The organism is Pseudomonas sp. R4-39-08 (genome assembly GCF_003852275.1).
GTDB lineage: Bacteria > Pseudomonadota > Gammaproteobacteria > Pseudomonadales > Pseudomonadaceae > Aquipseudomonas.
This window is the reverse complement of record NZ_CP027733.1, coordinates 4,809,239-4,832,649: the sequence shown is the minus strand read 5'-3', so window position 1 is coordinate 4,832,649 and position 23,411 is coordinate 4,809,239. Positions and strand designations below refer to the sequence as shown.

Here is a 23,411-nt window from a genome sequence, read left to right as displayed (position 1 = left end):
GTGAAAAACCCCGCCTTCGAAAGAGCGCGGGGTTTTTTATTGAGTGGCCTTTAAACTATTCCCCATTCTTCGAAGGCAGGAAGCAAAGCAATGAGTAAAAAAGCCGTGATGGTGTTCAGTGGCGGGCAGGATTCGACCACCTGCCTGATCCAGGCGCTGAAGCTGTATGACGAAGTGCACTGCATCACCTTCGATTATGGTCAGCGCCATGTGGCGGAAATCGAAGTGGCCCAGCAGTTGGCCAGGCAATTGGGCGCCACCGTGCACAAAGTGATGGATGTGTCGCTGCTCAATGAGCTGGCGATCAGCAGCCTCACCCGTGACAACATTCCGGTGCCGACCGTGAACAGCTCAGGCGAAAGCCTGCCGAGCACTTTCGTACCGGGGCGCAACATCCTGTTCCTGACCCTGGCCGCGATCTACGCCTATCAAGTGAAGGCTGAAACCGTCATCACTGGCGTGTGCGAAACCGACTTCTCGGGATATCCGGATTGCCGTGACGAGTTCGTCAAGGCACTGAACCAGGCCCTCAAGCTGGGCATGGAATACGACGTGCGTCTCGACACCCCGTTGATGTGGCTGAACAAGGCCGAGACCTGGGCCCTGGCCGATTACCACGAGCAACTGGAGCTGGTGCGCGAGCAGACGCTGACCTGCTACAACGGCGTCATTGGCACCGGCTGTGGCGAGTGTGACGCGTGCAACCTGCGCGCCCGGGGTTTGAATGAGTACCTGCAGAACAAGGCGGATGTGATGCAGAGTCTGAAGCACAAGTTGCAGTTGAAGTAATTCGATCCAGAGCCAGGTGAGGTCTACCTGATAGAGGACGATCAAAATGTGGGAGGGGGCTTGCCCCCGATGAGCATAGGTATCTACACAACTTTATAGCAGCCAACAGTAACCACGATGCGAAGCGAGCCGCTCTTGATCTGGCTCTTGATCTTAGGCGCCCCGTTAAACCACGCTGGCCGTAATCCGACAGTGATTTGGGGGGTAAACCGGCAGGGATGCCGGTTTAGCCGCCCCGCGCCATGGATGGCGCGTGGCGGCGGCCCCCCAAATCACTGTCGGATTACGGGCACACCGAGCCTAAGCGAGGTGCCGAGTGGTGGGGCAAGAGCGTTTTGCTTACTTTTGCGCTTTTCAAAAGTGAGCCGCCGTAAGGGCGGAACCCTAAGCCGCCGTTACCGCAGCAACGGATATGTACTCGCTCTGATCCAACATCCTGGTCGGCTGTCAGGCCGCCATCGGGAGCAAGCCCCCTCCCACATAAGTTTCGCGTTACTGGCAAACGCGGGTTGGCTAATCCGGTGGTGCTAAATCGGGCGGCATTTTTCTCGTCATACTCCTCTGTATGACCCGTACGAATCCCCCGTCCGCCTACAAGGAGTAGTCACCATGGTCAGCGTCAGTCGTCGATCCCTTCTCGCCCTGGGCGCGGCCTTGCCTGTGCTCGGGCATCTCGATTGGGCAGTCGCAAGCCCTGCGCCGACGGCCTCTGACGATGTATTGCTCAACTACAACGAAAGCCCTTATGGGCCGTCGAAAGCGGCGCTTGAGGCGATGCAGCGTGGTATTGCGGCAGCCGGGCGTTATCCCTACCCGCACATGTACGCGCTGGCTGCGCTGTTTGCCCAACAGCAAGGCATCAGCGAAGACAATGTGGCGGTTTTTGCCGGCTCCATGGCCGCGTTGCGCTATGCCGTATTGGCATTCACCCACCCAACCCGTGGCCTGGTGATGGCCACGCCGTCCTACGAAGTTCCGCGCCAGGCGGCCGAATCGAACAAGGCGCCAGTACACGAAGTCAGCCTCGATGCCCAGCATGCCCATGATGTACCGGCGATGCTCGCGGCTGATCCCCAGGCCGGCATGCTGTACCTGTGCAACCCCAATAACCCGACCGGCACCCTGACGCCGACCGAGGCTATCCGTCAGGCGCTGGAGAACAAACCCAAAGGCAGCGTGCTGGTAGTGGACGAAGCCTATATCGACTTCTGCGACGCCCCCAGTTGCGTGAGTTGGATCAAGGACCATGACGATCTGCTGGTACTGCGCACCTTCTCGAAAATTTACGGCATGGCCGGTGCGCGCCTCGGTTTGGCGATCGGCCATCCCTCGCTGTTGGAGCGCCTCGCGGTGTTTGGCGGCGACAATGTACCGGCCGGTGCCAGCCTGCTGGGTGCCCATGCCAGCCTGGAAGACGTCAAGCTGCTGGGCCAGCGCAAGGCGCTCAATGCCGGCGTGCGTGACGAGACCATCGCTTGGCTGAAGGGCCGGGGCTATAGCTGCACGGCTTCCCAGAGCAATTGCTTCATGATCGACGTCAAGCAGCCGGCAGAGCAGGTGGTTGCGCGTCTGGCAGCACAGAATGTGCTGGTAGGACGTGTCTGGAAGGATTGGCCGCAGTGGGTGCGGGTGACGGTAGGCAATAAGCAGCAAATGCAGCGGTTTCGCGAGGTGTTTGCGACACAGATAGCCTGACCAGACACTGCTGCGCCTGCTCGCGGTCGGTTCAGCGCTGGAAGCACTGGACAAGGTTGGTAGGCATGTTTCATTCTTTCCCTGGTATAGAGGAATTTTCCTACGGTGTAGGTCGATTTTGATCGGAAGCTTACGGATTGAAGCACTCCGGTCAGGTCGCTAACCTCACCCGTTGTCACTCATCAGGGACGATAGTCATGCGAAGCGATGGTCAAGCCAATAACAATACGCTCATGCAGCCCGCCGATGTGCGCCAAGTGCTCGATGTTGAGCTGAGCCGACGCGGCCTCGGGCATTTCGAGGTTTATCAGTGTGGGCCGACGCTGGATGAAGCGGAAATCATCACTAACTACCCCGACGCGCTGGACCGTGGTGACGCTGCAGATGACTTTTACCAACGCGGTCAATTGCTGTCCTTGTCCAAACGCCGCATAAAACCGTTTTTCTGGAGCGATGAAAACATCCTTGCGCCCGCTGCAGACGCGGTCCCGGTGCCAGGGCCCTGTGCCCCCGTCGGCGAGGGCGCCAGTTTTATCGTGCATGGTAATCGGGGCTTCTATTCCATCCTCAACCTGTGCAGCTTTGGCGAACATCAACAGTTTCGCGAGCGAGTGCTGGCCAACAAAAGTGAACTGCAGATGCTGCTGGTCTCGGTTTACGACGAGGCGTTGGAAAGCACCACCGTGCTCCCGCCGGTTGTACCGGAAACCGTGCTGACACCCCGGGAAACGCAGGTGTTGTCCTGGACCAGTCAGGGCAAAACCTATAACGAAATAGCACTCCTGGTCTCAATGAGCCCGCGTACGGTCAAGTTCCATATGAAGAATATCTTCAGCAAGCTGAATGTGCCCAACGGCAAGTCCGCCATTCGCAAAGCCTTGCAGCTGGGCTATATCCGCGAACAGGCCTGATTCGCCGGTACTTCTTTTTCCATTGCCACGCCCGCCGATGATTTATTACCGGCGGGCGTGCGCGTGCGCGTGTGATTTGGCGCTACCTGTCTAAAAGGGCAGCTTGTTCACTTTCAAGCGGTGCTTTAGTTTTTTTGCAGCCAATGAGTTTAGCTCAGGCAAAAAAAACAAGAGCCGCAACATCCCAAAAAATCATCGTCGCTCTAGGCGATAGGCGTGTTGCAGCGTGCCGCTTAATTATGGAGTGATTATGCTGGTCGATAAAAACAAAGAGCCAGGTGGCCAAAACGCTGCGGGTATTTCCCGTGAAACCTTCGGGATGCTCAAGCACCTGTGCAAGAAAGATAACTACCATTGGGCCATCGCACTGGGTAAGGATTATTCAATCATCGCCTTTGCCATTTATCTGTCCGTAGGCGTCAGCTATTGGTTTTATCCCGTTTCGCTGTTTCTCATCGGCACCACTCAACGTGCCCTGGCGAACGTGTTGCACGAGTCAAGTCACAAACTGTTGGCGAAAAACCGGGCGATCAACTGGTTTGCCGGTACCTTTCTCTCGGGGTACCTGATCTTCCATCTTTACCAGTCCTACAGCACCTCGCACGTCAAAAACCACCATGTGCACCTGGGGCACCCGGAAAAAGACCCGGACTACAATTTCCATCTCAAGTGCGGCCTGTACGACCTCCAGCAAAGCGAGCGCGAGTTCTTCCTGAAGAACGTGGTGATGGCGTTATCGGGTTACCGCACCCTTCAATACATCAAGTACATCGTCAAGGACCGGCTCCAGGGCCAGGACGCACGCATCCGCAAGGAACGCGTGCTGATGTGGGCCTACTGGGCAGTGATTTTTGCAGTGGTTGCCTGGTTTGGCCTTGCGGTTGAACTGGTGCTGTTCTGGTTCGTGCCGCTGTTCACGGCCGCCGTGGCTGTGGGCTGGATCATCGAGCTGGCCGAGCATTATCCGTTGCCCGCCGTTGAAAGCGAAAAGCTGCTGCTGACCCGTAACCGTAAAGGCAACGCGCTGGAAAACTTCTTTTTCGGCCGCCACGACGATAACTACCACCTTGTGCATCACCTGCACCCGTCAATTCCCCATTGGACATGCGCAAGGCCCATAAGCTGCTGATGTCGCACCCCGAGTACGCACGCTGGGACAACCTGTGGGCGGGGATTTTTACCCGTGACCGGCATAGCCGCCACAAGGAAACCCTGCTCAGTTACGCGGCCAAATTCCGCGCCCACAAGATCGCCAACCACACCGACGATTCGAGTTTCGCACGTCGCATGCTCAACCAGTCCTACGGGGTTTAATGCCATGAACACGACAGATAACAGCCTGCTGGCAACCCTGGCCCTGAAGAAACTGGCGGCGAACAAGACCTACCGTGACTTGTTCCTGGAGAGCGAGACGCTGCGTGATTTCCTGCGGCCTGCGGCGCTTCGCTACATCGTTTCCGAAGATCGCCTGGAGATGCTCGACAAGCTTGGGGCCCTGTTGGCCAAAGGCTATCGCACCGGTGTCGAGTTCGTCGGCGAGGAAGCGACGACGCTGGCCGAGGTGACCACGGCAACCGATGAATACCTGCAGCTGATCGACTTGATCGCCCAGCATCCCAAGCTCGGCGAACCTCCTCAGTTGGGGTTCGATTTGTCGAACGTCGGTACCATCATTTCCCGCGAGCTGGCAGTCGAGAACTGCTCGAAGATCCTGGCCCATGCAGCCGATAAGGATGTCGGCGTGATCATCAGCATGGAGCGCTCCCAATGGACGGATTCGATCCTCGAGATCTTCCTGCACCTGAGCGGGCGTTTTCCCAACGTGGGCATCACCCTCCAGGCGCAGTTGAACCGAACCCCGGATGACCTGGGAGCGGTGCTGGAAACCGGCTGCAAGGTGCGCCTGGTCAAAGGCGTCTATGCTGAGCCTGCCGCCATTGCCTTGCCCCGTGGCGAGGCGCTCAACGAGCGTTACCTGGGGCTGCTGGACCGCATCAATGGTGGCCGCGGGCAGTTTGCTTTCGCCACCCAGGACCCGCTGCTGGTTGAAGAAATCCTCACCAGCCGCATCGCCGACCGAGGTGAGCTGGAGATGCTCCACGGCGTGCGCCCTGAGCTGATCAAGGCGGTAAAAGACCAGGGCCAGGTCAAGGCCCGGGTTTCGGCGGTTTACGGCACCAACTGGTACTTGCACCTGTTGCACCGTGTGGCTGAGTTTCCGCAGAACATTTTCCTGGCGCTCGATGACGTGGCGTCGCCACGGGCCTCTGAAACCGCCACTCATTACTGAAAAGGACATTCTTATGAAGCAGTACGTCGCATTGGTGGATGTCTACTCGAGCGGTAATTTCCTGCCGCAGTATTTCCGGGATGCCGGTTTCAGCCTGATCCATGTACAGAGTACACCCGAGCTGATGCCAAGCATGCTCGGGCCGAACCTGTCTGAGTTCGAGCACAACCTGGCACTCAACGACAACGCCGAGGATATAGTGCGACGCTTGCGTGAGTTCAACGTAGTCGCCGTCATTGCTGGCCAGGAGCCGGGCGTGCCATTCGCCGATTACTTGAGTGAACAGCTGCAACTGTCCACCTCCAACGGCAGTGCAGGCTCACGCGCTCGCCGCGACAAGTTTGAAATGATCAACAAAGTCGCCGCCGCAGGCCTGTTGACCGCACGCCAGATCAAATCCTCGGACCCCGCCGAGCTGCTGGCCTGGGTCGAGGCCGGTCAGGTGTTTCCCTGCGTGATCAAACCGCTGAGTTCGGCATCCACCGACGGGGTTTCGATCTGCCACAACCTCGAGGACGTCAAGCGCGCCTGTGAAGAGGTGGTGTCCAACCCGGATATCTTCGGCCTGCCCAACACGGAAATTCTTTGCCAGTCCTACCTCAAGGGCCCGGAGTACATCGTCGATACCGTCAGCCGTGATGGGCAGACTTACGTGTGCGGGATCTGGCGCTATGTGAAGCGTGAAATCAGCGGCGGCAAGAACATCTACGACCGCGACGTGCTGATTGCCCCGGACAGCGCCGAGGCCAACGTGCTGGTGGACTACATCGTGAAGGCGCTCAAGGCGCTGGGTATCGATAACGGCCCGGCCCATTCGGAAGTGATCCTCACCGAAGCCGGCCCCGCGCTGGTGGAAGTCGGTGCTCGCCTGAACGGCAACATGGAGCCGCGATTCCATGACATCAGCCTGGGCGGCAACCAGGCGCAGCTCACCTACCTGGCGTACTGCGACGGTGAGGCGTTCAAGGCCAACTACGCCGGCAAGCGCTACCACAAGCTCAAGGAGGCCTGTGTCATCAACACCGACACCACGCTGCAAGGCGAGGTCACCGGCTTCAATGAATCGGCCATCCACCGGATCGAGGCGTTGCCTTCGGTGCACAAGCTGAGCGTCAAATACAAGGCCGGCAAGCTGATGAAAAAGACCGTGGACCTGCTCAGCAGCCCGCTGCGGGTGTTTCTGGTATCGGATAGCCAGGGCACTATCGACCAGGATTACGAGCAGATCCGCCAGAACAAAGACAACGTCTATGTGATCCGCTGATGATAGGCACTTATCGCGCGTTGCGCGGGCTCAACGCTCGCTTGCAGTTGCTGTTCCTGATCACCCTGGTGTTCCGCATGGGCACCATGGCGTTCCCTTTCTATGCGGCTTACCTGATTCATCAGCACGCCGTGTCGGCGGCAACCGCAGGGTTGCTGGTGGGCGTTTATGGCGCGGGCGCATTGTTTGTGGACTTGATCATCGGCGGGGTGATCAAACGGTTTTCCGCCAATCGGGTGATCCTCGGTTCGTTGCTGCTTAACGCGGTGCTGCTGCTGATCATTCCGTCGGTGGATAACACGGCGTTGCTGTTTGTGCTGTCGTTTCTGTGGGGTGCCTGTTACGAGGCATTCACGCCGGCGACATTCTCCGAAACAGTCACCCACAGCAGCAGTGAATCGCGCAAAGTGGCGTTCTCTTGCAACCGTTTGGCGATCAACATCGGCATGGCGATCGGGCCGCTGTTGGGCAGCCTGATTTTCTTGAGTAACGCCGACGCGGTGTTCTACCTCAACGCGGCGTTGTCCCTGGTGGCCTTCGTTGCCTGCCTGCGGTTCGGGCGTGCGGTGCCGGTGGCCCAAGGGGCTGCCGTCGTCAGCAAGGGCAACGGCTTGCCGGAGAGCGCAGTGCACGAGCGCTCGCGCTTGCTGGTGATTCTGCTGGCGGCATTGCCGGTGCACGTGGCCTATGCGCTGCCGCCGACGTTTCTGTCGGCCTACATCATCAATTACACCGAGTTGCCGGCGTACTACGTCGGGATCATCTTTTTCATCAATGCACTGCTGGTGATTCTGTTCGAAGTGCCGATCAACCAACGTATGTCGCACCTGTCGAGCAGCCGCTCGCTGGTGGCCGGGTTTCTCGTAGCCGGCGTGGGGTTTTTCCTGATGGGCTTCAGCCAGGTCGGCGCGCTGTTGCTGGTGGCCACCGTGCTCTGGAGCCTGGGCGAGATGATCGTCTTTCCCGGCATCACCCATTACGTCAGCAGTATCTCCAGCCGTCACACCGTGGACCGCAACCTCGGCTATTACTCGGCGGGGGTAAACATCGGCGTGATGATCACGCCTTCGCTGGCGTTCATGCTGGTGTCACAGCCCTCGCTGCCTTCGCCGTGGCTGCTGGCGGGCACGATATTGCTACTGTTCGCGGTGGCGGTAGGCGTGATGAAAGGCTCGGCTGTCTTGTGGAACAAGGAAGCATGAAATGAACAGGATTCATTTGAACACCGCCGGTGCGGGCCTGATGTCACCGGCCACGCTGAATGCGATCCAGGGTTTTACCGCCACAGAAGCGCAAATGGGCAGCTATGAAACCGAGCTGGCCTACGAGGCGTTGCTCAACGACGACCTGTACCGCCTAGTGGCCAAGCTGTTGAATGCAGAGCCTGCGCAGATTGGCTTTTTCAGCAGCGCCACCGAGGCCTGGACCAGCATTCTCGGCAAGTTGCAATTTCCCCGAGGTAAGCGGGTGTGGGTGTCGACCTCGGAATACGCCGCGAACCTGATCTTTTTCAACTACCTCAAGCAATCGCGTGAGATTCGCGTTGAAGTGATCCCAACCACGGCCACCAGCCCGCTGGACCTGGATTGGGTGCGGCGTCATCTGGACGACGATGTGTTTCTCGTCAGCGTGTCGCACCTGCCGTCCTGCTGCGGGGTGATCAATCCGGTGGAAGCGCTGGGTGCGCTGCTCAAGGGTTCGAACGCACTGTATGTGGTGGATGCGTGCCAATCGCTGGGGCAGTTGCCGCTGGATGTGCGGGATATGCACTGTGATTTATTGACAGGCGCGGGGCGCAAGTTTCTCTGCGGGCCCCGTGGCAGCGGGATTGCTTATGTGTCGCCACGCCTGCTGGGCCAATTGCAGCTGAATTTTGCAGACCTGCACGCCGCCAGCACCGATGGCCAGGTCAACCAGGTGGATGCGTCCGGCGCTCGGGTGCTGGAGATCGCAGAAAAGAGCCTTTCGGCCCTGGTGGGTTTGCACACGGCGGTGCAGGAATACCTGCAAGTAGGCGGCGGGCAGGTGAGCACGGAGCCCTATGCGTTGCTGGCGCAGGCGTTGCGGCGCCTGCCGCAGTTAACGCTGATGTGTGACCAGTTCGAACAGACCGGGATTGTCTCGTTCGTGCCACACAACGTGCCGGCCAAGGCATTTGTTGACCAGGCCCGCGCGCTGGGGCTCAACCTCTGGGCAGGCACTGCCGCCCATACCCCGTTGCTGCTCAAGGACCTGGGCGTCAGCCACTTCGTGCGTGCCTCGGTGGGCCGGCATATCACCCTCGCCCAGGTCGAGCAGGCGCTGGTCATCCTGCGCAGCTTATAGCTTCGGCGCTTACTGGGCGGCGATGGAGTAACCGTCAAAAGCGCTTTGCTGTTGCAGTGCGGTCACAATGCTCTTGCGCGTGACCGGCTGCTCCACGCCGCTGTTATCAACGAAGGTGTCACTTTCCAGCTCCGCCTCGCTGCCTTCACCTACAAAGGTAAGGCCCAGGAACTCCAGCGCTTCGCGGTCCACATTGAGCTTGGAACGCGGCGTGCGCAGCGGCAGGGTGACGCTGATGCCATCCTTGCTGATCACGAACACCTCGGCTTCCTTCTTGGCGCGTGCGGCCTTGCCCTTGCCGGCGCTCGGGTTGCTGATGGCCTGGTGCGACTGGTTCAGCACCTTGAGGGCCAGGCCGTAGACCAACTCCTGGAATTCAGGGTCGTCCTTGAAGCTGGACAGCAGGCGGCTGATGGAGAACTTGCTGCTCAGGTCTTCCAGGGCGGCATTGTCGGCGGCCTCGGCGTCCTTCAATTGCTTGAGCTGGCCCATGAGGTCGTAGGCTTTGTCATCGTCGAAGGCGTCATGGGCCTGACGAATGGCCACGCGCAACTCGCGGATCTGGTCGCTTTCCTTGGAAGTGTGAAACGCGTCCAGCACCATTTCGCTGATGATCTTGGCCGCTGGCACATGCTGTGAAAGATTGATGGCGTTTTCATACTCGGCTTTGGCGTGCGAGACGACGACGGAGGCTTCGGCGGATTCAGCGGTGTACGCATCGGACATTGAAATTTCACTACTTCAGTAAACGGGGAGAGACAAAAAAGCGTCGGGCATTTTCAGGGGGCCGGGGAGTCAGGTCAAGGCGCCTCCTGAAGGTGGACCCGGTCAGTAGTGATAACGGCACATGAGGATCTGTACTTCATCCTCCTCGATGCCATACACCAGACGATGCTCTGCTGTGATTCGCCGAGACCAGTAGCCGCTCAGGTTGTGTTTGAGGGGCTCAGGTTTTCCAACACCTTCAAATGGGTCTCTTTGAATCGCTTTGATGAGCAGGTTTATACGCTTGAGCCCTGCCTTGTCGTTTTGTTGAAACCAGAGATAATCGTCCCAGCCCTCAGGGGTAAAGAGTATTTTCATTCTTCAATCAACTGCCTTGGCTTGGCTTTGCCGGCTCGTAAGCTGTTGACTGAGTTGATGAGGCGTTCGGCATTTTTTGGCGAGCGCAGTAAATAGGCTGTTTCCTCGAGAGCATTGAATTCTGACAACGAGATCATCACCACCGGTTCGCCTTTTTGTCGGGTCAGGAGCAGTGGAATGTGATCTTCATTAACGCGGTCCATGGTTTCGGACAGGTGCGCACGCGCATGGGTGTAGTTGATAGTTTCCATGAAAACATCCTCGTTTTAAGCTTTGAACGTACAGAAATACGTACATATCTACAAGAGGCATCTTATCAGCGGTCGAATTTGTGGACGCATGCATCAGTCCAGCTGCTTGAGGCACGCTTCGAGCTTATCCAGGCCTTCCTCCAGCACGGCCGGCTCGATGGTCAGCGGTGCCAGCAAGCGGATGATATGCCGTGACTTGCCGCTGGGCATCAGCAGCAGGCCGGCAGCCCGCGCCAGGCTCAGCAATTGGGTCAGTTGCTTGGCGGCGGGCGTGCCGTCGGCATGCGCCAGTTCAATGCCGCGCATCGCGCCGACACCGGTGAGGCGGCCCAGATACGGCGACAGGTGCTGTGCGCGCCATGCTTGGTAACGTCGCACGATCGCCTCCTCCTGCCGGGAACCCCATACCTGCAGGTGTTCATCGGTCATCACATCGAGGGTTGCCAGCGCGGCGGCGCAGGCGATGGGATTGCCGGAGTAGGTGCCTCCCAGACCGCCCTTGGGCAGGTTGTCCATCAGTGCCTTGCGTCCCACCACCGCCCCCAGCGGCACACCGCCGGCAATGCTTTTGCCGAGCAGGATCAGGTCAGGTTCAATGCCCAGGCGCAAGAAGGCGAATCGCTGCCCGGTGCGACCGAAACCGGACTGGATTTCGTCGGCGATCAACAGGATGTTGTTCTCGTCACAAAAACGGCGCATGGCCTGGGCGAATTCGGTATCCAGGGCGAGGAAACCGCCTTCGCCCTGTACCGGTTCAATGATGAAACAGGCTACGTCGTTGACGTCGATTTCCACGCTGAACAGGCGGTCCATAGCCTTCAGCGCTTCGGCACAGGTGACGCCGTTGTCGGCGCTGGGGTAGGGCAGGTGATACACCGGGCCGGGCAATACGCCGACTTTTTGCTTGTACGGCGCGACCTTGCCATTGAGGTTGAGGGTGGCCAGGGTGCGCCCATGAAACGCTCCGTCAAACGCAATCACCGCCGTGCGGCCAGTGGCGCCGCGCACAATCTTTAAGGCATTTTCCGCGGCCTCAGCGCCGCTGTTGGTGAGCATGCCGCTGACCGGATAGCTCACCGGAATAAACGCGGTCAGGCGCTCCATCAAATCGATGTAGGGCATGTGCGGCGCGGCGTTGAACGCGTAGTGGGTGAGTCTGGTCGCCTGCTCGCGAATCGCGTCCACCACGGCCGGGTGACAATGGCCGAGGTTGAGTACGCCGATGCCGCCGATAAAATCGATATAGCGCTTACCTGCGGTGTCCCAGACCTCAGCGTTTTTTCCATGGCTGAGGTTGATGGGATGGACGATGGAAATCGATTGGCTGATCGTTTCGCGGCTCATGAATCGTTGACTCGGCAGTAATGGGCTCGGTTTATCTAAGCTGCGTGAGCGCCTCTGCCGCAAACGAAATAAAGTCGCCGGGTCATTATTAAAAGTCGGGATCATTCATTCCGAGACTCCATTCTTCCCCGCCGCCTTGGATCGATATAACGCCTGATCGGCGCGCGCCATCAGGGCTGCCGGTGACTCCCCCACCCGCCGTTCCACCACGCCCAGGCTCAAGGTTATCTTGGGATCAGCGACGGCGAACAGGTTCTGGATTGTGTGGCGCACACGTTCGGCCTGTTCCTTCGCCGTCTGCAGAGTGCTGTTGGGCAAGACCAGCATAAATTCATCGCCGCCCCAGCGGGCCAGCACATCACCGGCACGTACGCAGGTTTCCAGGCCTTCCACTACCTGGACCAGCGTCTGGTCGCCTACGCCATGGCCATATCGATCATTGATCGGCTTGAAGTCATCGATATCCATAGCCACCAGCGCCAATGGCAAGCGAAAGCGCTCGGAGCGGTCGCATTCCTGGAGCATCACTTTTTCCAGGCGATAACGGTTGGCGATGCGCGTCAGGGCATCCCGTTCGGCCAGGGAGCGGTTTTCGACCAGTTGCAATTGCAACTGCTGATTGACGCGCGACAATTCAAGGGTGCGCTCGAGCACCAAGGTCTCAAGGGAGCGGTTACGCTTTTGAAGACGTTCAATCGAGCATTTGCGTGCATGGATATCGCGGTGTGCGCCCACCATGCGCGCTACCGAAGTGTCGGGATTGCGCGTAATGATGTAGCCACGGTCCTCGATCCAGAGGTACGTGCCGTCGTATTTTCGACAGCGGTATTCGGCTCGGTACAGGGGCGCGCGTTGGCAGACATAGTCATCAAATCCGGCCATCACATGGGGATAATCCTCGGGATGGATCACGCTTTCCCAGGTGAATACGCTGTTTTCCAGGGAGTGGCGCGGATAGCCAAGCATTTCGTACCAGCCAGGATTGCGGTAGACGAACCCGGTATTGGCATTCCAATCCCATATCCCGTCGCTGACCAGTTCCATGATGGCATGCAACATGTCGGTGCTGATATTGGCAAGGTCATTACGCAGCGGTTCGGTGCCGGCTGTATCGTCCATTACACGCTTCCTGCATGAGCGGGCTTTCAAGGCCAGCTTTCGTTGACGCCGATACTCCGTGGCTGACGCTACTGTACAACGTGGTTGGCGGCCTTTGAATAGGGCAGGCAGACTGTTTCAGGAGCGCGGCGCAATCATTTTCGTCCGAGGCTTGCCATCCGCGTTGTGCTGGTAAATCGCCTCAGGCTGGCCCTGCCCGTTGAAAAACACTTGGCCGATCCCGGCTGAATTCCATAACCGCTCGCCGGCTTCGGCATGTTCCGGAATGTGCGGTACCACCTGCATGGTGCGGCGCCGGGTAAACCAGTTCAGCGGCGAGCGTGGGGAGTAGAGCCAGCGGTTGAGACGGTCGAACCATTCGAGCAGGCGTGGTGGGAATTCGTTCTTGATGCCGCTGCTGGTGATTTGCCAGATCCTGGGCCACCGTTTCGGTGGCGGATCAACACTTCGTAGACGAACGAATAATGCACGTCGCCCGACAGAATCACGTAGTTACCCGGTGTGCGGGAATGGCGGAAGATGTTGAGAATCACCTGGGCGGCGCCGCGATGGGCCATCCAGTTTTCAGCGTCTACCAGCAGCGGGTAACCGCACCAGCTGAATACCTTTTGCACGGTCTCGATCAGCTTCACGCCGAAAACCGGTGCAGGCGAGACGATGATGGCCGAAGGGTGGTCGAGCAGCTCCTGCTGCAGTTCGCTCAGGGCTTCCCAATCCAGCAGGCCGGAAGGTTGCTTGAGAGTGAACTCGCTGCGCCAGCGTCGGGTACGGGTGTCGAGCACCACCAACGCGGGGGTGGTAGGCAGTACGTAGTGCCAGTGTTGGAATTTACGCAGCGCCTCGAGTAATTTGTCCTGCGCGGCTGCGTCCAGGTGGTTGGCCTGGGCCTGGGTGGTCAACGCTTGGGTCTGGCTCATCAGTTCGACAAACGCATCCGGCTGGTTGCCCCAGCCCTGGCATAACAGGTAGGCCAGCAGGGCGTTGCCGATGATGCGTTTGGAGAAGGGGTGGCCGTAGGCGGTTTCTTCCCATTGGGCGCTGAGGTTCCAGTCGTCGGTGATGTCATGGTCGTCAAAGATCATCAAGGTCGACAGGTGGGCAAATACCCGCGCGACACCGGGCAGGCTGTCGCGGAATCGCTCGATCTGGACCTCTTCGCGGGCGTAGCGCTGCTGTCGTTCCAGGCTCAGTGGCGGGCCCTGAAGCGAGGTCAGCGCCCAGGGCGTGGGCGACCACACCAACAGGTACATCGCGATGACTTCGGCAAAGGTCACCAAGTGGTTGTCGGCGGTGCTGCTGGTGAAAATCGGCTTTTTCACGCCGCCAAAGAAGCGCTCGCGCAAGGTCTCGTTACTGTCCAAGGCCGGCAGTAAATCGGCACGGTGATAATAACTGGCCGGATGCCCATAGAGGCTGGCGCTGTCATCGACCACAGCGCCTTCGAGGTATTCATCGAACAGGCCCAGCCGTGCTATCAACCCATGAAACGCCCGCAGCATCGGCCCGGCGACATCGTCGGCATAGACCTGATCGCCGCTCATCATCAACAAGGCCGGACGTTCGGCCGGGGTTTTGGCCTCGGCCAGTAGACGGTCGACGCACAGCAATCCTTCGTCGGCACTGTGATGGGGTTTGCGGCATGAGCCGTGCACCAACTGATGGATACGGCTATGCAACACGAAACTGGGATATCGAGCATTCGCGTACAGCAGGTGCGGTGCCCAGTCGGCGATGCCGGTGTCGTCAAACAGCAGGTCGTAGCTGATCGCCACGTCCAAAGGCAGCGCTTCGTCCAGCGCCACATCGATCAAATGAATAAACGCCTGGCGCCCCACGGGTACCACCTGGCATTGGTCCAGGGCGATTTCCAGTGTTTGCGCCGGCAGGTGCAGCTTCAGCGTCAGTGCCAGTGCTCGACTGCCTACCAGCCACAACACCAGGCGCCGAGCTTCGAGACGTCGTAGCAGTGGGCCGGCCAATACGGCGGGCAGTGTGTCGGAGTGCGGCATGCAGACAGTGGCCCCAGGCTGGATTGAACCGGCGAGTTTAAGCGAGTGAATGTGATGGTTTTGTTAAGGAGGGATGTACGAAGGGCCGTGCACTGCCCTTCGTACGCGGCTAGTTAAAGAAGGTTGCCTTGACCCAGGCTGTCGAGCCCACCCCCTGTGTTTTTGCGTCGGTCATTGGTCGCCATGCCATCAGGCTCGGCGGCGTTGAGCTGCATGTGGGGGGTGTCGATGCTGCGTTTCCTACGTTGGGGCTCTGCATCATCCTGTTGCAGAGGTGGGTATTGAAAGCTGCCCAGTGAGGGGTTGATTCCGCTGACCATGGATGTTTCCTTCTATTAGGAGAGGATGCTTCGTCCGTCGGGACGAAGTAAGGCCAACCTTAATAGCGGCAGAAACGAGGCTGCTATAAACGCACTGCTGCAAGATATGACTGTGGCTGACGAGCCTCTTCAGAAATCATCCGCAGGGCGGTTAGCGCAGTTGTCCATTCCCGCAGAGGTCGCGCCTTCCTCGCCTTCCTGCACAAAAGCCGCGCGATGTTCCGCCACCACATTACGCAACGCGCTGTAGTAGTCCGGGAGTTTTTGCAGGCTGTCGGTGAGCGGCAACAGCGATGCGCGGGTGTCGACAGTACCGCCGACCAGGCTGATGGTACCCAGGGTCTGCACCGTATCGCTGTCGCCCAATGGCGAAACCAGGAAGCTCAAGACTTTGCCCGCCGCATCCCGGCTGTTGTGGGTGCCCAGCAGTGGCAGTTCGACAATGGGGCCATTGCCCACGCCCCATACGCCGAATGTCTGGCCGAAGTCGGCTGTATGGCGTGGGATGCCCAGGCGATCCGACACATCGAACAGCCCCACCACGCCCACCGTGGTGTTCACGGCGAAGCGCCCCAGGGTGTTGACCGAGCGCCGAGGGTTGCCTTGCAGCAGGTCGTTGATAAACACCTGCGGCTCACTGAAGTTGCTCGCGAAGTTATGCACACCCGCCTGGAAAAATTCCGGCAGGTAACGGTAACCGCGCGCCACAGGCGCCAGGGCGTAGTTATCCACAGCACGGTTGAACGCAAATACCCCGCGGTTGACCGGTTCGGCAGGGTCATACACCGGATTGTTCACCTGCGCGCAGCGGGTGGTGGGTGTCACGGGTGGGGGGCTCGCACAGCCCGCCAGGTAAGACACAGTCAGTAACAGCACGGCGTGGCGGGCCAGGTGCCGTGGGTTGGTCAACGCGTGCATGGGCACAGTCTCCGCAAAAGGGAGGCCGATGCTGGCATTGCCGCCTTGCGCAAAGATGTCTGCTTTATTGCGTTGCTGACGCTTTATTGCACGATTGAAATATATGACGGAGCGCGTCGAATAGTTTTAGATGGCGCCTTGACCCAGTCCAGTGAAGCCTGCCGGTGAGCAACCTGTTAATCGTCGACGATGACCTTGAAGTCCTCGCCCTGCTGAAGAAATTTTTCCTGCGTCATGGCTATTCGGTAGAGACCGCGGCCAGTGGCGCTGAGCTGTGGGCGGCCATGGAGCGCCAGCCCGCCGACCTGATTATCCTCGACCTGATGCTCCCCGGCGACAACGGCCTGCTGCTGTGCCAACGCCTGCGCCAGCAATACGCTACACCGGTGATCATGCTCACGGCGATGGGTGAACTCAGCGACCGCGTGGTGGGCCTGGAAATGGGCGCCGACGATTACCTGAGCAAACCCTTCGATGCCCGCGAACTGCTCGCCAGGGTGCGTGCGGTATTGCGCCGGGCGGGTGAAAGCCGGCCACCGATGGGGGAGGCCGCGCGCCCGCTGATCCGTTTTGCCGGCTGGCAACTGGACCTCACGCGCCGCGAGCTGCGCTCGCCCGACCAGGTGATGATTCCGCTGTCGTCCGGCGAGTTCGATCTGCTGCTGGTGTTTCTCGAACATCCGCAACGCGTGCTCACCCGCGAACAGTTGTTGAACCTGGCGCGCGGCCATAGCCATGATGCCTTCGACCGCAGCATCGACGTGCAGGTGAGCCGCCTGCGCCGCAAGCTGGAATTCGATACCAAGCGCCCGGCGATGATCCGTACCGTGCGCAATGGCGGCTATCAATTCACCGCCAGCGTGACCCGTTCATGATCCAGCGTCCGCGCGACACGGTGGCACGCTGGATCGCGCTGACCGTGCTGGTCGCAATGATCACCGCGCTGGCGTTCAACGCCTTGTTCGTGCAACTGGCCGGAGTTTGGGCCAGGCCACCGTTGGCTGAAACCGGCCTGCTGGAAAAGGTCGCGGTGGTGGTGCGCGTGATCGAGGCGTCCGAACCGGCGCAGCGAGCGCATCTTGCCCAGGTGATAGGGGATGGGTCCTTCAGGGTGACGTGGGCGGCGCAGCGGGCGGCGTTTAATCTGCCGGTGCTGGCTGACCCGGATTTCAATACGGGCGAGCAGGTGTTCAAGCACCTGCTTGAAGGCCCGACGCGCCCCATGGAGGCCTATGAACCTGCCGACTGGCCCGACGGCAACGGCCAGTACGTACTGTTGATGCAACTGACCGACCGATCCTGGCTGATGTTCAGCACCGGTACTCGCAGCTGGGGCCTGGACGATGGTGTGCGCAGCCTGATTGTGGCGCTGCTGGTGCTGGTCTCCACCGCCTTGGTCACCCTGGTCGCGACCCGACGCCTGGCCCACCCGCTGCAACACTTCGCCCGAGGTGCGCGGCGTTTTGGCAGCGACTTTCGCGCGCCGCCGATCGAGCCGGTGGGGCCTCACGAAATCCGTCAGGCGATTCTTGCCTTCAACAGCATGCAAGCGCAGTTGCGCCACTTCATCCAGGACCGTACCCAAATGCTGGCCGCCATCTCCCACGACCTGCGTGCGCCGCTGACCCGCCTGCGCCTGCGCGGTGAGTTCATCGAGGATAGCGACCAGCAACAGCGACTGTTTCGCGACGTGGATGAAATGCAGGCCATGATCAACACCGCCCTGGGATTTTTCCGCGATGACGCGCGCCTGGAACAGGCCACCCAATTGGACCTGGCGGAGTTGCTGCAGACCCTGATCGACGATTATCGCGACCAGGCCATCGACTTCACGTTTAACGGGCCGCCACGTCTGGTGTATTTCGGCCGGCCCCTGGGCCTCAGACGCGTGATGACCAACCTGATGGACAATGCCATCCACTACGGTGCGGCGCCGCAAATCGAGTTGCAGCACAAGCAGGATACGGTGGTGATTCGCGTGCTGGACCGTGGCCCGGGCATTCCCGCAGCGCATCGGGAGGATGTATTCCTGCCGTTCTATCGCTTGGAGGGGTCACGCAACAAAAGCACCGGCGGCGTAGGGCTTGGGCTCTCTACCGCACGAGCGATCGTGTTGGAACATGGCGGCACCCTGACCCTGGCCGAGCGCCAGGGGGGTGGGTTGGAGGCGATGGTGATCTTGCCGATATGAGATTTACCAGGCAACGCTTCAGATAGGCGAGCCTTCAATCACCCTGGGCACCGTGAACCGGAACTCACTGCCCTGGCCCACCTCACTTTTGGCAGAAATTTCGCCGCCATGGGCCTGGACGATGCCTTGGGTGATGTACAGCCCCAAACCGCTGCCGGTGGGGTTGTTTTCGGTTTGTGTCCAGTAGCGCTCGAACACGTGAGGCAACTGCTCCGGTGCAATGCCTTCACCGGAGTCGCGCACCGAGAACACGATTTCTGCACCGTTGCTCATGGCGCTGACGCCGATATAGCCCAGGCGCGGGGTGAACTTGATGGCATTGCCGATCAGGTTCGACAACACCTGGAACAAACGCTCCGGGTCGGCATTGATCAGCAGGCCGGGCTCGGCGTCGAACGACAGGTCAATGCCTTTTTCCATCGCCAACGGTGTGAGCAACGAATAAGCCTCATCGAACATCTGGCTCACCTCCAGCGGCACGGGTTTGACGACATAGCGCCCAGCCTCGATTTTTGAAGTGTCGAGCAGATCTTCCAACAGCACGTTCATGCGCCCGGCCGCCTGTTGCATGGTGTCGATAGCCGAGGAGATGCGTCGCGAAGTGTGCGGGCCCTCGGAGCTGAACGCTTTTCGCATCATGCCGCAGAGCATGGAGATGACGGTCATCGGGTTACGCAAGTCGTGAGATACCACGGCCACCAGGTCATCACGCGCCCGCACGGCCTGCTGCTCACGCTTTACCTGGCGTGCCAGGTCGTTTTCCAGGGCCGAGCGGCGCAGGTCGTTGGCGGCGAACAGGTCGCCATGGCTCCACTTGGTGGAAATGCCCGCCATGACCACTTTCCACACTTCAAACGAGGTGCGTGGGCGAAGGTGCAGGCCCGCGTGGGAGCTTTCCAGGTCCAGCGGCTTTTGTGGGTCACCGCTCCAGTGGATGTTTTCCTTCACCTCCGGGCGGAACCACAACACACCGTTATCCACAGGCTTGGGCAGATGCAGGGCCAGGACGCCGCTGGCCAACTGCTGGAACTCGGCGGCCGGCGGGTATACCGAGGCCAAGTTGTGGCTGGCGAATACCGGTTCGTCGCGCTCTTGCAGCCACTTGTGCAGTGCGCGGATCTGCGCCGGTTCCGGGCAGTGGCCGTAGCAGTGCAATTGCTTGCCCTCGATGATCGCCACGCCGCCTGCCTCTGTCAGCTCCATCAGCAACTGACTTTGTTGGGCAAGGCCGTCGAACACACTGTCCTGGGAGGCCTTCAGCGCTTGATCGAGAAGTGCCAGCGCCTGAACTTTTTCCTCGCGTTGACGGCTCAGTTCCAGGGTCTCCATGGCGCTGATCTGCAACGACAGCACTTGGCCGATGGTCTGGCAGGCGGTGCGCAACTCGTTCGGCACCAGCAGCGGCTCGCGGTTGCCGCAGCTGATCAGGCCCCATAGCGTGTCGCCCTTCATCAACGAGATGCTCATGGACGACAGTACGCCCATATTCTTCATGTATTGGCAGTGAATCGGCGACACGCTGCGCAGGGTGGCGAAGCTCAAGTCCAGCGGCTCGCCGGTGTCTGGGCGCAGCTTGGGCAGCAACGGCACTGGCTCGTAGGCCGCGTTGGGGATGATGCGCAGCCAGTTGGTGCGATACAGCTCGCGGGCCTGTTCCGGGATGTCGGAGGCAGGGAAGAACAACCCGTTGAACAGCTCCATGGACGGCGCTGACGCTTCGGCAATCACTTGGCCGTGGCCTTCCTCTTCGAAGCGGTAAATGAGCACGCGGTCGTAACCGGTCATGGCCTGGATTTCATTCACGCTGATTTCGTACAGCGCTTGCAGGGTTTTCGCCGCCTGCAAGCGTTGCAACATCTTGCCCAGGTTACTCGTGCGACCGTTCAGCGCGCGTGGGCGGAAGTCCTTGAGCCGCGGTTCGAACTCCAGCACCAGCACGTTCTGGTGGCGGTGCAGCAAGCCTTCGAAGGCTGCGCCATTGAGCGTGACGTGCAACGGTGGCATGTCGAAGAACGTGTCGGTTTGTGCCATGACCTGCACCGCCTGGGCATGCTCTGCGCCGATCAAGCTGTGCAGCGGCTGGCCGAGCAGCGCTTCGGGCGCATGGCCGAACAGGCTGCCGACGTTAGTGCTGACCTGGATGATATCCAGGCCGGGTTCCGACAATGTTAGCAGCACACCGTGAGGCTGGATCGCTCCGGGAAAGCGGATGGGCTCGTCGGCGCAATTGGCAAGCAGCTCTTCAAAATCGTCGGGTTTCATAGCAGTACCTCCTGGCTGTCGAGCCATTGCTCAAAGCCGCTGAATGTGGAGCGCGCAGCCATGACTGCGCGCTCTCTAGCGGTCGCGTCCAGCGGCAGGCGACCCAGGTAGTCGAGAAACTCTTTCCAGCGTCGGCCGGTCTCGGCGCCATAAATATCGAGAAACGCACCGCCGTTGTCGGCATCGATCCCCAGGCGCAGGGCCATTTCGCGGCGCAATACTTGCCCACCGAGGGTCGCGCCTTCCAGCACATACAAGGCGCCAAGGCAGGCGGCGGGTGTGTCCAGAGGCGGGAGTCGGGTGCAGCGGGGCAGGGTGCTGATGGTGTGCTCATTCAGGCCGAGGACGCGAAGATCACTGACCAGTGTCGGCGTTTTCGTACGCAATGCGGCGTCATATCCATGGGGAATCAAGCCGCCGTCATACAGCGCCGCTTCCATCGGCTGATAGAAACCGTAGTAGGCCTGGAGCAAGCGCCCGTACCAGTCTGTATCCAGGCGCTCGGAAAAGAACGGCAGGCGCTTTTCCAGCGCGACATGCAACAGCCCGGTGCCTGTGCGCAACGTTTCCAACAAGGATGGCGCACCAACGTCATGGGCTTCTGAGTGCATTAATGAGCTCGAACTGTGGGCCTCTCGGCCATGAATGACGCATGAAAATGGGCGACGATTCTACACAATTCATTGTCGTCAGCTTACGCAACAAGCGAAAAGGCTGACCATCAGATCAGAAAAGTCACTCCTTGTAGGTAAACGACCGCAGGCATTGGCACGAAGTTCGGGTTGAATGATATCGCCGCGCTATTAATGCACAGACGAACCTTGCTGGGTCAATGCTTTTTGCACGCACTCAAGCAAGTGGTCGGTACTCCAGGGTTTGGGCAAAAACCGCACCGAGCCACCCAATTGCGACGCTATCGTGGTGTTGCCGGACGTCAGCACCACCTGAACCTCTGGCCAACGATGCGCCACCACTCGGCTCAAGTCATAACCATTGAGCAAGCCGGGCATCTGAATATCACTGACAATCAGGTCCACGGGGTCATCGCCCTGCTCCAGATAAATCATCCCTTCATCCGCCGAAGAGAACGACTTTACCAATGCGCCGAAGTCCTCCAGTACATCCACCATTAACGCCCGAATGATCTCGTCGTCTTCCAATACTAAAATCGATGGCTGAGCCATGATCCTTACTCCACCATCAGGGTTCAGTAGGGTGGAGTGGAGGTGGGGCATATAGGTTCGATTGGATGTTTTTTAAACGATGGGTGGTCGTTTGGTGGTCTGCAGGAACGTGGTTGGGGGCGCCAGTTCATAGCACAGGCCCGCACGGTTATCGTAAAGCGGCTGGGGAAACGGCCATTTAAACGGGCATAATTGTCGGCAACACTCGATGCGGAGCCCTCTGATGAAGTACGCCTGGTTGACCCTTGCCCTGATCTTCAACACACACGGGGCCTTTGCTGCCGGCGATGCCGAGGCGGGCGGCAAGCTCTTCACCAAGACTTGCGGTGGCTGCCACAGTGTGGGCGAAGGCGCACGCGGTGGGTTCGGACCGCAGCTCAACGGCATCATCGGCCGGCCTGCGGGCACTACTACGGATTACCAGTATTCCGACGCGATGAAAAATTCAGGCGTGGTCTGGACCCGCGACAAACTTGCCGCCTACATCGAAGCGCCGAAGAAAGTGGTGAGCGGCACGCGGATGATCTTCTGGGGCATTAGTGATCAGGAGAAGATTGAGAATATATTGGCGTATTTGGAGACGTTTCAGTCCAAGTGATCGCTGAAGCAAGGCGGAACACCTTTGGGAGCTGTCGTGCCCGACTGCCTACCGTTCGCGCGGTAAAGCCTGTGCGAACACCACGCCGTTGAACGTTTGGGTGCAGCAGTCGCAGAAGGGGTTCATGTGCTCGGGCGTCAGCTGCGGGTTGACCTTTTGCAGCAGGCCAGCCTCGTCTACCCACAAGCCGCTGTAGTAGCTATTCTCGCCCGTACTCACGTATTCCTGCTTGTCGCTGTCATGCAGCGCAACCATCCAGAACACCGGCTCCGGACGATCCAGGCGGGCGTTGGCTTCGCTGAAAACCTTGCTCCAGAGGTGGCCGACTTTGGACAGGAGGAACCGGAATAGGGGGGTGTAATCGTACCCATGTCTTTGATGGCTGTGCATTGAGCCACGGGTTGATAGCGCTCGCTTTTCGCTTTTGCTGTGTCGTTCATATCTGTAAGCACAGCAACTCCCATGGCGTACGCCATGGGTTCGGGTGTTGACTGAGCGATAGAGGAGAGGCTTTTGCAGTGTAGGTCTCATTGCATCAAGACCTCTTCTTAGGTTGATTCGGAGGCGGTGGCCACGCGCCTTGGTAACGGAAGGAAATCTGGTAGTCGAGGTGGCCGGGTTCGATCATGTGCTGGAAATATGGCTGAATAATCGTTATCCAGTTAGGCAGCATATTGAATACATCGGCATATATCGCGGTTTCCTCGCCTAAACCCAACGCTTTGAGAATACTGTCTGAGTCCTCGATATCTGCTGAATACTCATCCGCCTTCAAGTTATTACTGTGTTTTTCGTACCACCGTAATCTGATTTTCATGACCATTTTCCATGTTCCTCTTTATCGGTAAATTCGGCGTT

The 23,411-nt window shown here is 59.2% G+C and carries 24 protein-coding genes and 1 pseudogene; 12 read left to right on the top strand and 13 right to left on the bottom strand.

The window, feature by feature from the left end; genetic code table 11:
- Window positions 1–90 precede the first annotated feature (90 nt).
- From queC to C4J88_RS22295, 9 genes are all read left to right on the top strand, one after another.
- On the top strand, window positions 91–789 hold the full coding sequence (gene queC / locus C4J88_RS22330) for a 7-cyano-7-deazaguanine synthase QueC (RefSeq protein ID WP_124408138.1): 699 nt from the start codon (window positions 91–93) through the stop codon (window positions 787–789).
- 609 nt (window positions 790–1,398) lie between these two features.
- Window positions 1,399–2,484: a pyridoxal phosphate-dependent aminotransferase gene (locus tag C4J88_RS22325; RefSeq protein WP_124408137.1), complete on the top strand. Its 1,086-nt coding sequence runs from the start codon at window positions 1,399–1,401 to the stop codon at window positions 2,482–2,484.
- A gap of 197 nt (window positions 2,485–2,681) precedes the next feature.
- On the top strand, window positions 2,682–3,395 hold the full coding sequence (locus tag C4J88_RS22320; protein WP_124408136.1) for a helix-turn-helix transcriptional regulator: 714 nt from the start codon (window positions 2,682–2,684) through the stop codon (window positions 3,393–3,395).
- A 250-nt stretch (window positions 3,396–3,645) separates the two neighbouring features.
- Window positions 3,646–4,524 (top strand): fatty acid desaturase family protein, encoded by an 879-nt coding sequence (locus tag C4J88_RS22315; protein ID WP_256659057.1) that lies wholly within the window; start codon window positions 3,646–3,648, stop codon window positions 4,522–4,524.
- Entirely contained in the window at window positions 4,524–4,709 is a 186-nt protein-coding gene (locus C4J88_RS27860) for a hypothetical protein (RefSeq protein ID WP_256659056.1), read from the top strand. Before C4J88_RS22315 ends, C4J88_RS27860 begins: the two co-directional genes overlap by 1 nt.
- A 4-nt stretch (window positions 4,710–4,713) precedes the next feature.
- Window positions 4,714–5,685, top strand: coding sequence for a proline dehydrogenase family protein (locus C4J88_RS22310; protein WP_124408135.1), 972 nt, complete (start codon window positions 4,714–4,716; stop codon window positions 5,683–5,685).
- A 13-nt stretch (window positions 5,686–5,698) separates the two neighbouring features.
- The gene (locus C4J88_RS22305; RefSeq protein ID WP_124408134.1) at window positions 5,699–6,949 is read left to right on the top strand and encodes an ATP-grasp domain-containing protein; all 1,251 of its coding nucleotides are present in this window, start codon (window positions 5,699–5,701) and stop codon (window positions 6,947–6,949) included.
- Window positions 6,949–8,151 carry an MFS transporter gene (locus tag C4J88_RS22300; protein WP_124408133.1) on the top strand — a complete coding sequence of 401 codons (1,203 nt, stop codon included), beginning with the start codon at window positions 6,949–6,951 and terminating at the stop codon, window positions 8,149–8,151. The genes C4J88_RS22305 and C4J88_RS22300 overlap by 1 nt, the downstream gene beginning before the upstream one ends.
- A 1-nt stretch (window position 8,152) precedes the next feature.
- A complete protein-coding gene (locus tag C4J88_RS22295; RefSeq protein WP_124408132.1) occupies window positions 8,153–9,274 on the top strand; it encodes an aminotransferase class V-fold PLP-dependent enzyme in 1,122 nt (373 codons plus the stop codon).
- A 9-nt stretch (window positions 9,275–9,283) separates the two neighbouring features.
- On the opposite strand, the gene C4J88_RS22290 is transcribed toward C4J88_RS22295, so the two are convergent.
- The 8 genes and pseudogenes from C4J88_RS22290 to C4J88_RS22255 all read right to left on the bottom strand — a co-directional run bounded on the left by C4J88_RS22290 (window position 9,284) and on the right by C4J88_RS22255 (window position 16,318).
- Window positions 9,284–10,000 (bottom strand): hypothetical protein, encoded by a 717-nt coding sequence (locus C4J88_RS22290; RefSeq protein ID WP_124408131.1) that lies wholly within the window; start codon window positions 9,998–10,000, stop codon window positions 9,284–9,286.
- A 102-nt stretch (window positions 10,001–10,102) separates the two neighbouring features.
- The gene (locus C4J88_RS22285) at window positions 10,103–10,357 is read right to left on the bottom strand and encodes a Txe/YoeB family addiction module toxin (RefSeq protein WP_124408130.1); all 255 of its coding nucleotides are present in this window, start codon (window positions 10,355–10,357) and stop codon (window positions 10,103–10,105) included.
- On the bottom strand, window positions 10,354–10,608 hold the full coding sequence (locus tag C4J88_RS22280; protein ID WP_124368289.1) for a type II toxin-antitoxin system prevent-host-death family antitoxin: 255 nt from the start codon (window positions 10,606–10,608) through the stop codon (window positions 10,354–10,356). Before C4J88_RS22280 ends, C4J88_RS22285 begins: the two co-directional genes overlap by 4 nt.
- A gap of 93 nt (window positions 10,609–10,701) precedes the next feature.
- The gene (locus C4J88_RS22275; protein ID WP_124408129.1) at window positions 10,702–11,952 is read right to left on the bottom strand and encodes an aspartate aminotransferase family protein; all 1,251 of its coding nucleotides are present in this window, start codon (window positions 11,950–11,952) and stop codon (window positions 10,702–10,704) included.
- A gap of 105 nt (window positions 11,953–12,057) precedes the next feature.
- Window positions 12,058–13,071: a diguanylate cyclase domain-containing protein gene (locus tag C4J88_RS22270; protein WP_124408128.1), complete on the bottom strand. Its 1,014-nt coding sequence runs from the start codon at window positions 13,069–13,071 to the stop codon at window positions 12,058–12,060.
- A 117-nt stretch (window positions 13,072–13,188) separates the two neighbouring features.
- Window positions 13,189–15,080, bottom strand: a pseudogene (locus C4J88_RS22265) (alkaline phosphatase D family protein).
- Window positions 15,081–15,193: 113 nt separating this feature from the next.
- The gene (locus C4J88_RS22260; RefSeq protein WP_124408127.1) at window positions 15,194–15,400 is read right to left on the bottom strand and encodes a hypothetical protein; all 207 of its coding nucleotides are present in this window, start codon (window positions 15,398–15,400) and stop codon (window positions 15,194–15,196) included.
- A 129-nt stretch (window positions 15,401–15,529) separates the two neighbouring features.
- Complete coding sequence (locus C4J88_RS22255; protein WP_124408126.1) at window positions 15,530–16,318, bottom strand: VacJ family lipoprotein; 789 nt, start codon at window positions 16,316–16,318, stop codon at window positions 15,530–15,532.
- 164 nt (window positions 16,319–16,482) lie between these two features.
- On the opposite strand from C4J88_RS22255, the gene C4J88_RS22250 reads away from it, so the two are divergent.
- Entirely contained in the window at window positions 16,483–17,193 is a 711-nt protein-coding gene (locus C4J88_RS22250) for a response regulator (RefSeq protein WP_124371787.1), read from the top strand.
- Window positions 17,190–18,509 (top strand): HAMP domain-containing sensor histidine kinase, encoded by a 1,320-nt coding sequence (locus C4J88_RS22245; protein WP_124408125.1) that lies wholly within the window; start codon window positions 17,190–17,192, stop codon window positions 18,507–18,509. Before C4J88_RS22250 ends, C4J88_RS22245 begins: the two co-directional genes overlap by 4 nt.
- A gap of 18 nt (window positions 18,510–18,527) precedes the next feature.
- On the opposite strand, the gene C4J88_RS22240 is transcribed toward C4J88_RS22245, so the two are convergent.
- From C4J88_RS22240 to C4J88_RS22230, 3 genes are all read right to left on the bottom strand, one after another.
- Window positions 18,528–20,771 carry an ATP-binding protein gene (locus C4J88_RS22240; protein ID WP_124408124.1) on the bottom strand — a complete coding sequence of 748 codons (2,244 nt, stop codon included), beginning with the start codon at window positions 20,769–20,771 and terminating at the stop codon, window positions 18,528–18,530.
- On the bottom strand, window positions 20,768–21,382 hold the full coding sequence (locus tag C4J88_RS22235) for a biliverdin-producing heme oxygenase (protein WP_124408123.1): 615 nt from the start codon (window positions 21,380–21,382) through the stop codon (window positions 20,768–20,770). Before C4J88_RS22235 ends, C4J88_RS22240 begins: the two co-directional genes overlap by 4 nt.
- A gap of 192 nt (window positions 21,383–21,574) precedes the next feature.
- The gene (locus tag C4J88_RS22230; protein ID WP_124408122.1) at window positions 21,575–21,955 is read right to left on the bottom strand and encodes a response regulator; all 381 of its coding nucleotides are present in this window, start codon (window positions 21,953–21,955) and stop codon (window positions 21,575–21,577) included.
- A 223-nt stretch (window positions 21,956–22,178) separates the two neighbouring features.
- On the opposite strand from C4J88_RS22230, the gene C4J88_RS22225 reads away from it, so the two are divergent.
- Complete coding sequence (locus C4J88_RS22225; RefSeq protein WP_124364321.1) at window positions 22,179–22,553, top strand: cytochrome c family protein; 375 nt, start codon at window positions 22,179–22,181, stop codon at window positions 22,551–22,553.
- Between the two features lie 48 nt (window positions 22,554–22,601).
- On the opposite strand, the gene C4J88_RS22220 is transcribed toward C4J88_RS22225, so the two are convergent.
- Window positions 22,602–22,943 carry a hypothetical protein gene (locus C4J88_RS22220; protein ID WP_305955142.1) on the bottom strand — a complete coding sequence of 114 codons (342 nt, stop codon included), beginning with the start codon at window positions 22,941–22,943 and terminating at the stop codon, window positions 22,602–22,604.
- 145 nt (window positions 22,944–23,088) lie between these two features.
- A complete protein-coding gene (locus C4J88_RS22215) occupies window positions 23,089–23,376 on the bottom strand; it encodes a colicin E3-like toxin immunity protein (RefSeq protein ID WP_124408121.1) in 288 nt (95 codons plus the stop codon).
- Between the last annotated feature and the right edge of the window lie 35 nt (window positions 23,377–23,411).

Excerpts from the sequence above, each read along its gene's own strand:
- queC (WP_124408138.1), top strand. The coding sequence starts at position 91 with ATGAGTAAAAAAGCCGTGATGGTGTTCAGTGGCGGGCAGGATTCGACC.
- C4J88_RS22325 (WP_124408137.1), top strand. The coding sequence starts at position 1,399 with ATGGTCAGCGTCAGTCGTCGATCCCTTCTCGCCCTGGGCGCGGCCTTG.
- C4J88_RS22320 (WP_124408136.1), top strand. The coding sequence starts at position 2,682 with ATGCGAAGCGATGGTCAAGCCAATAACAATACGCTCATGCAGCCCGCC.
- C4J88_RS22315 (WP_256659057.1), top strand. The coding sequence starts at position 3,646 with ATGCTGGTCGATAAAAACAAAGAGCCAGGTGGCCAAAACGCTGCGGGT.
- C4J88_RS27860 (WP_256659056.1), top strand. The coding sequence starts at position 4,524 with ATGTCGCACCCCGAGTACGCACGCTGGGACAACCTGTGGGCGGGGATT.
- C4J88_RS22310 (WP_124408135.1), top strand. The coding sequence starts at position 4,714 with ATGAACACGACAGATAACAGCCTGCTGGCAACCCTGGCCCTGAAGAAA.
- C4J88_RS22305 (WP_124408134.1), top strand. The coding sequence starts at position 5,699 with ATGAAGCAGTACGTCGCATTGGTGGATGTCTACTCGAGCGGTAATTTC.
- C4J88_RS22300 (WP_124408133.1), top strand. The coding sequence starts at position 6,949 with ATGATAGGCACTTATCGCGCGTTGCGCGGGCTCAACGCTCGCTTGCAG.
- C4J88_RS22295 (WP_124408132.1), top strand. The coding sequence starts at position 8,153 with ATGAACAGGATTCATTTGAACACCGCCGGTGCGGGCCTGATGTCACCG.
- C4J88_RS22290 (WP_124408131.1), bottom strand. The coding sequence starts at position 10,000 with ATGTCCGATGCGTACACCGCTGAATCCGCCGAAGCCTCCGTCGTCGTC.
- C4J88_RS22285 (WP_124408130.1), bottom strand. The coding sequence starts at position 10,357 with ATGAAAATACTCTTTACCCCTGAGGGCTGGGACGATTATCTCTGGTTT.
- C4J88_RS22280 (WP_124368289.1), bottom strand. The coding sequence starts at position 10,608 with ATGGAAACTATCAACTACACCCATGCGCGTGCGCACCTGTCCGAAACC.
- C4J88_RS22275 (WP_124408129.1), bottom strand. The coding sequence starts at position 11,952 with ATGAGCCGCGAAACGATCAGCCAATCGATTTCCATCGTCCATCCCATC.
- C4J88_RS22270 (WP_124408128.1), bottom strand. The coding sequence starts at position 13,071 with ATGGACGATACAGCCGGCACCGAACCGCTGCGTAATGACCTTGCCAAT.
- C4J88_RS22260 (WP_124408127.1), bottom strand. The coding sequence starts at position 15,400 with ATGGTCAGCGGAATCAACCCCTCACTGGGCAGCTTTCAATACCCACCT.
- C4J88_RS22255 (WP_124408126.1), bottom strand. The coding sequence starts at position 16,318 with ATGCACGCGTTGACCAACCCACGGCACCTGGCCCGCCACGCCGTGCTG.
- C4J88_RS22245 (WP_124408125.1), top strand. The coding sequence starts at position 17,190 with ATGATCCAGCGTCCGCGCGACACGGTGGCACGCTGGATCGCGCTGACC.
- C4J88_RS22240 (WP_124408124.1), bottom strand. The coding sequence starts at position 20,771 with ATGAAACCCGACGATTTTGAAGAGCTGCTTGCCAATTGCGCCGACGAG.
- C4J88_RS22235 (WP_124408123.1), bottom strand. The coding sequence starts at position 21,382 with ATGCACTCAGAAGCCCATGACGTTGGTGCGCCATCCTTGTTGGAAACG.
- C4J88_RS22230 (WP_124408122.1), bottom strand. The coding sequence starts at position 21,955 with ATGGCTCAGCCATCGATTTTAGTATTGGAAGACGACGAGATCATTCGG.
- C4J88_RS22225 (WP_124364321.1), top strand. The coding sequence starts at position 22,179 with ATGAAGTACGCCTGGTTGACCCTTGCCCTGATCTTCAACACACACGGG.
- C4J88_RS22220 (WP_305955142.1), bottom strand. The coding sequence starts at position 22,943 with ATGCACAGCCATCAAAGACATGGGTACGATTACACCCCCCTATTCCGG.
- C4J88_RS22215 (WP_124408121.1), bottom strand. The coding sequence starts at position 23,376 with ATGGTCATGAAAATCAGATTACGGTGGTACGAAAAACACAGTAATAAC.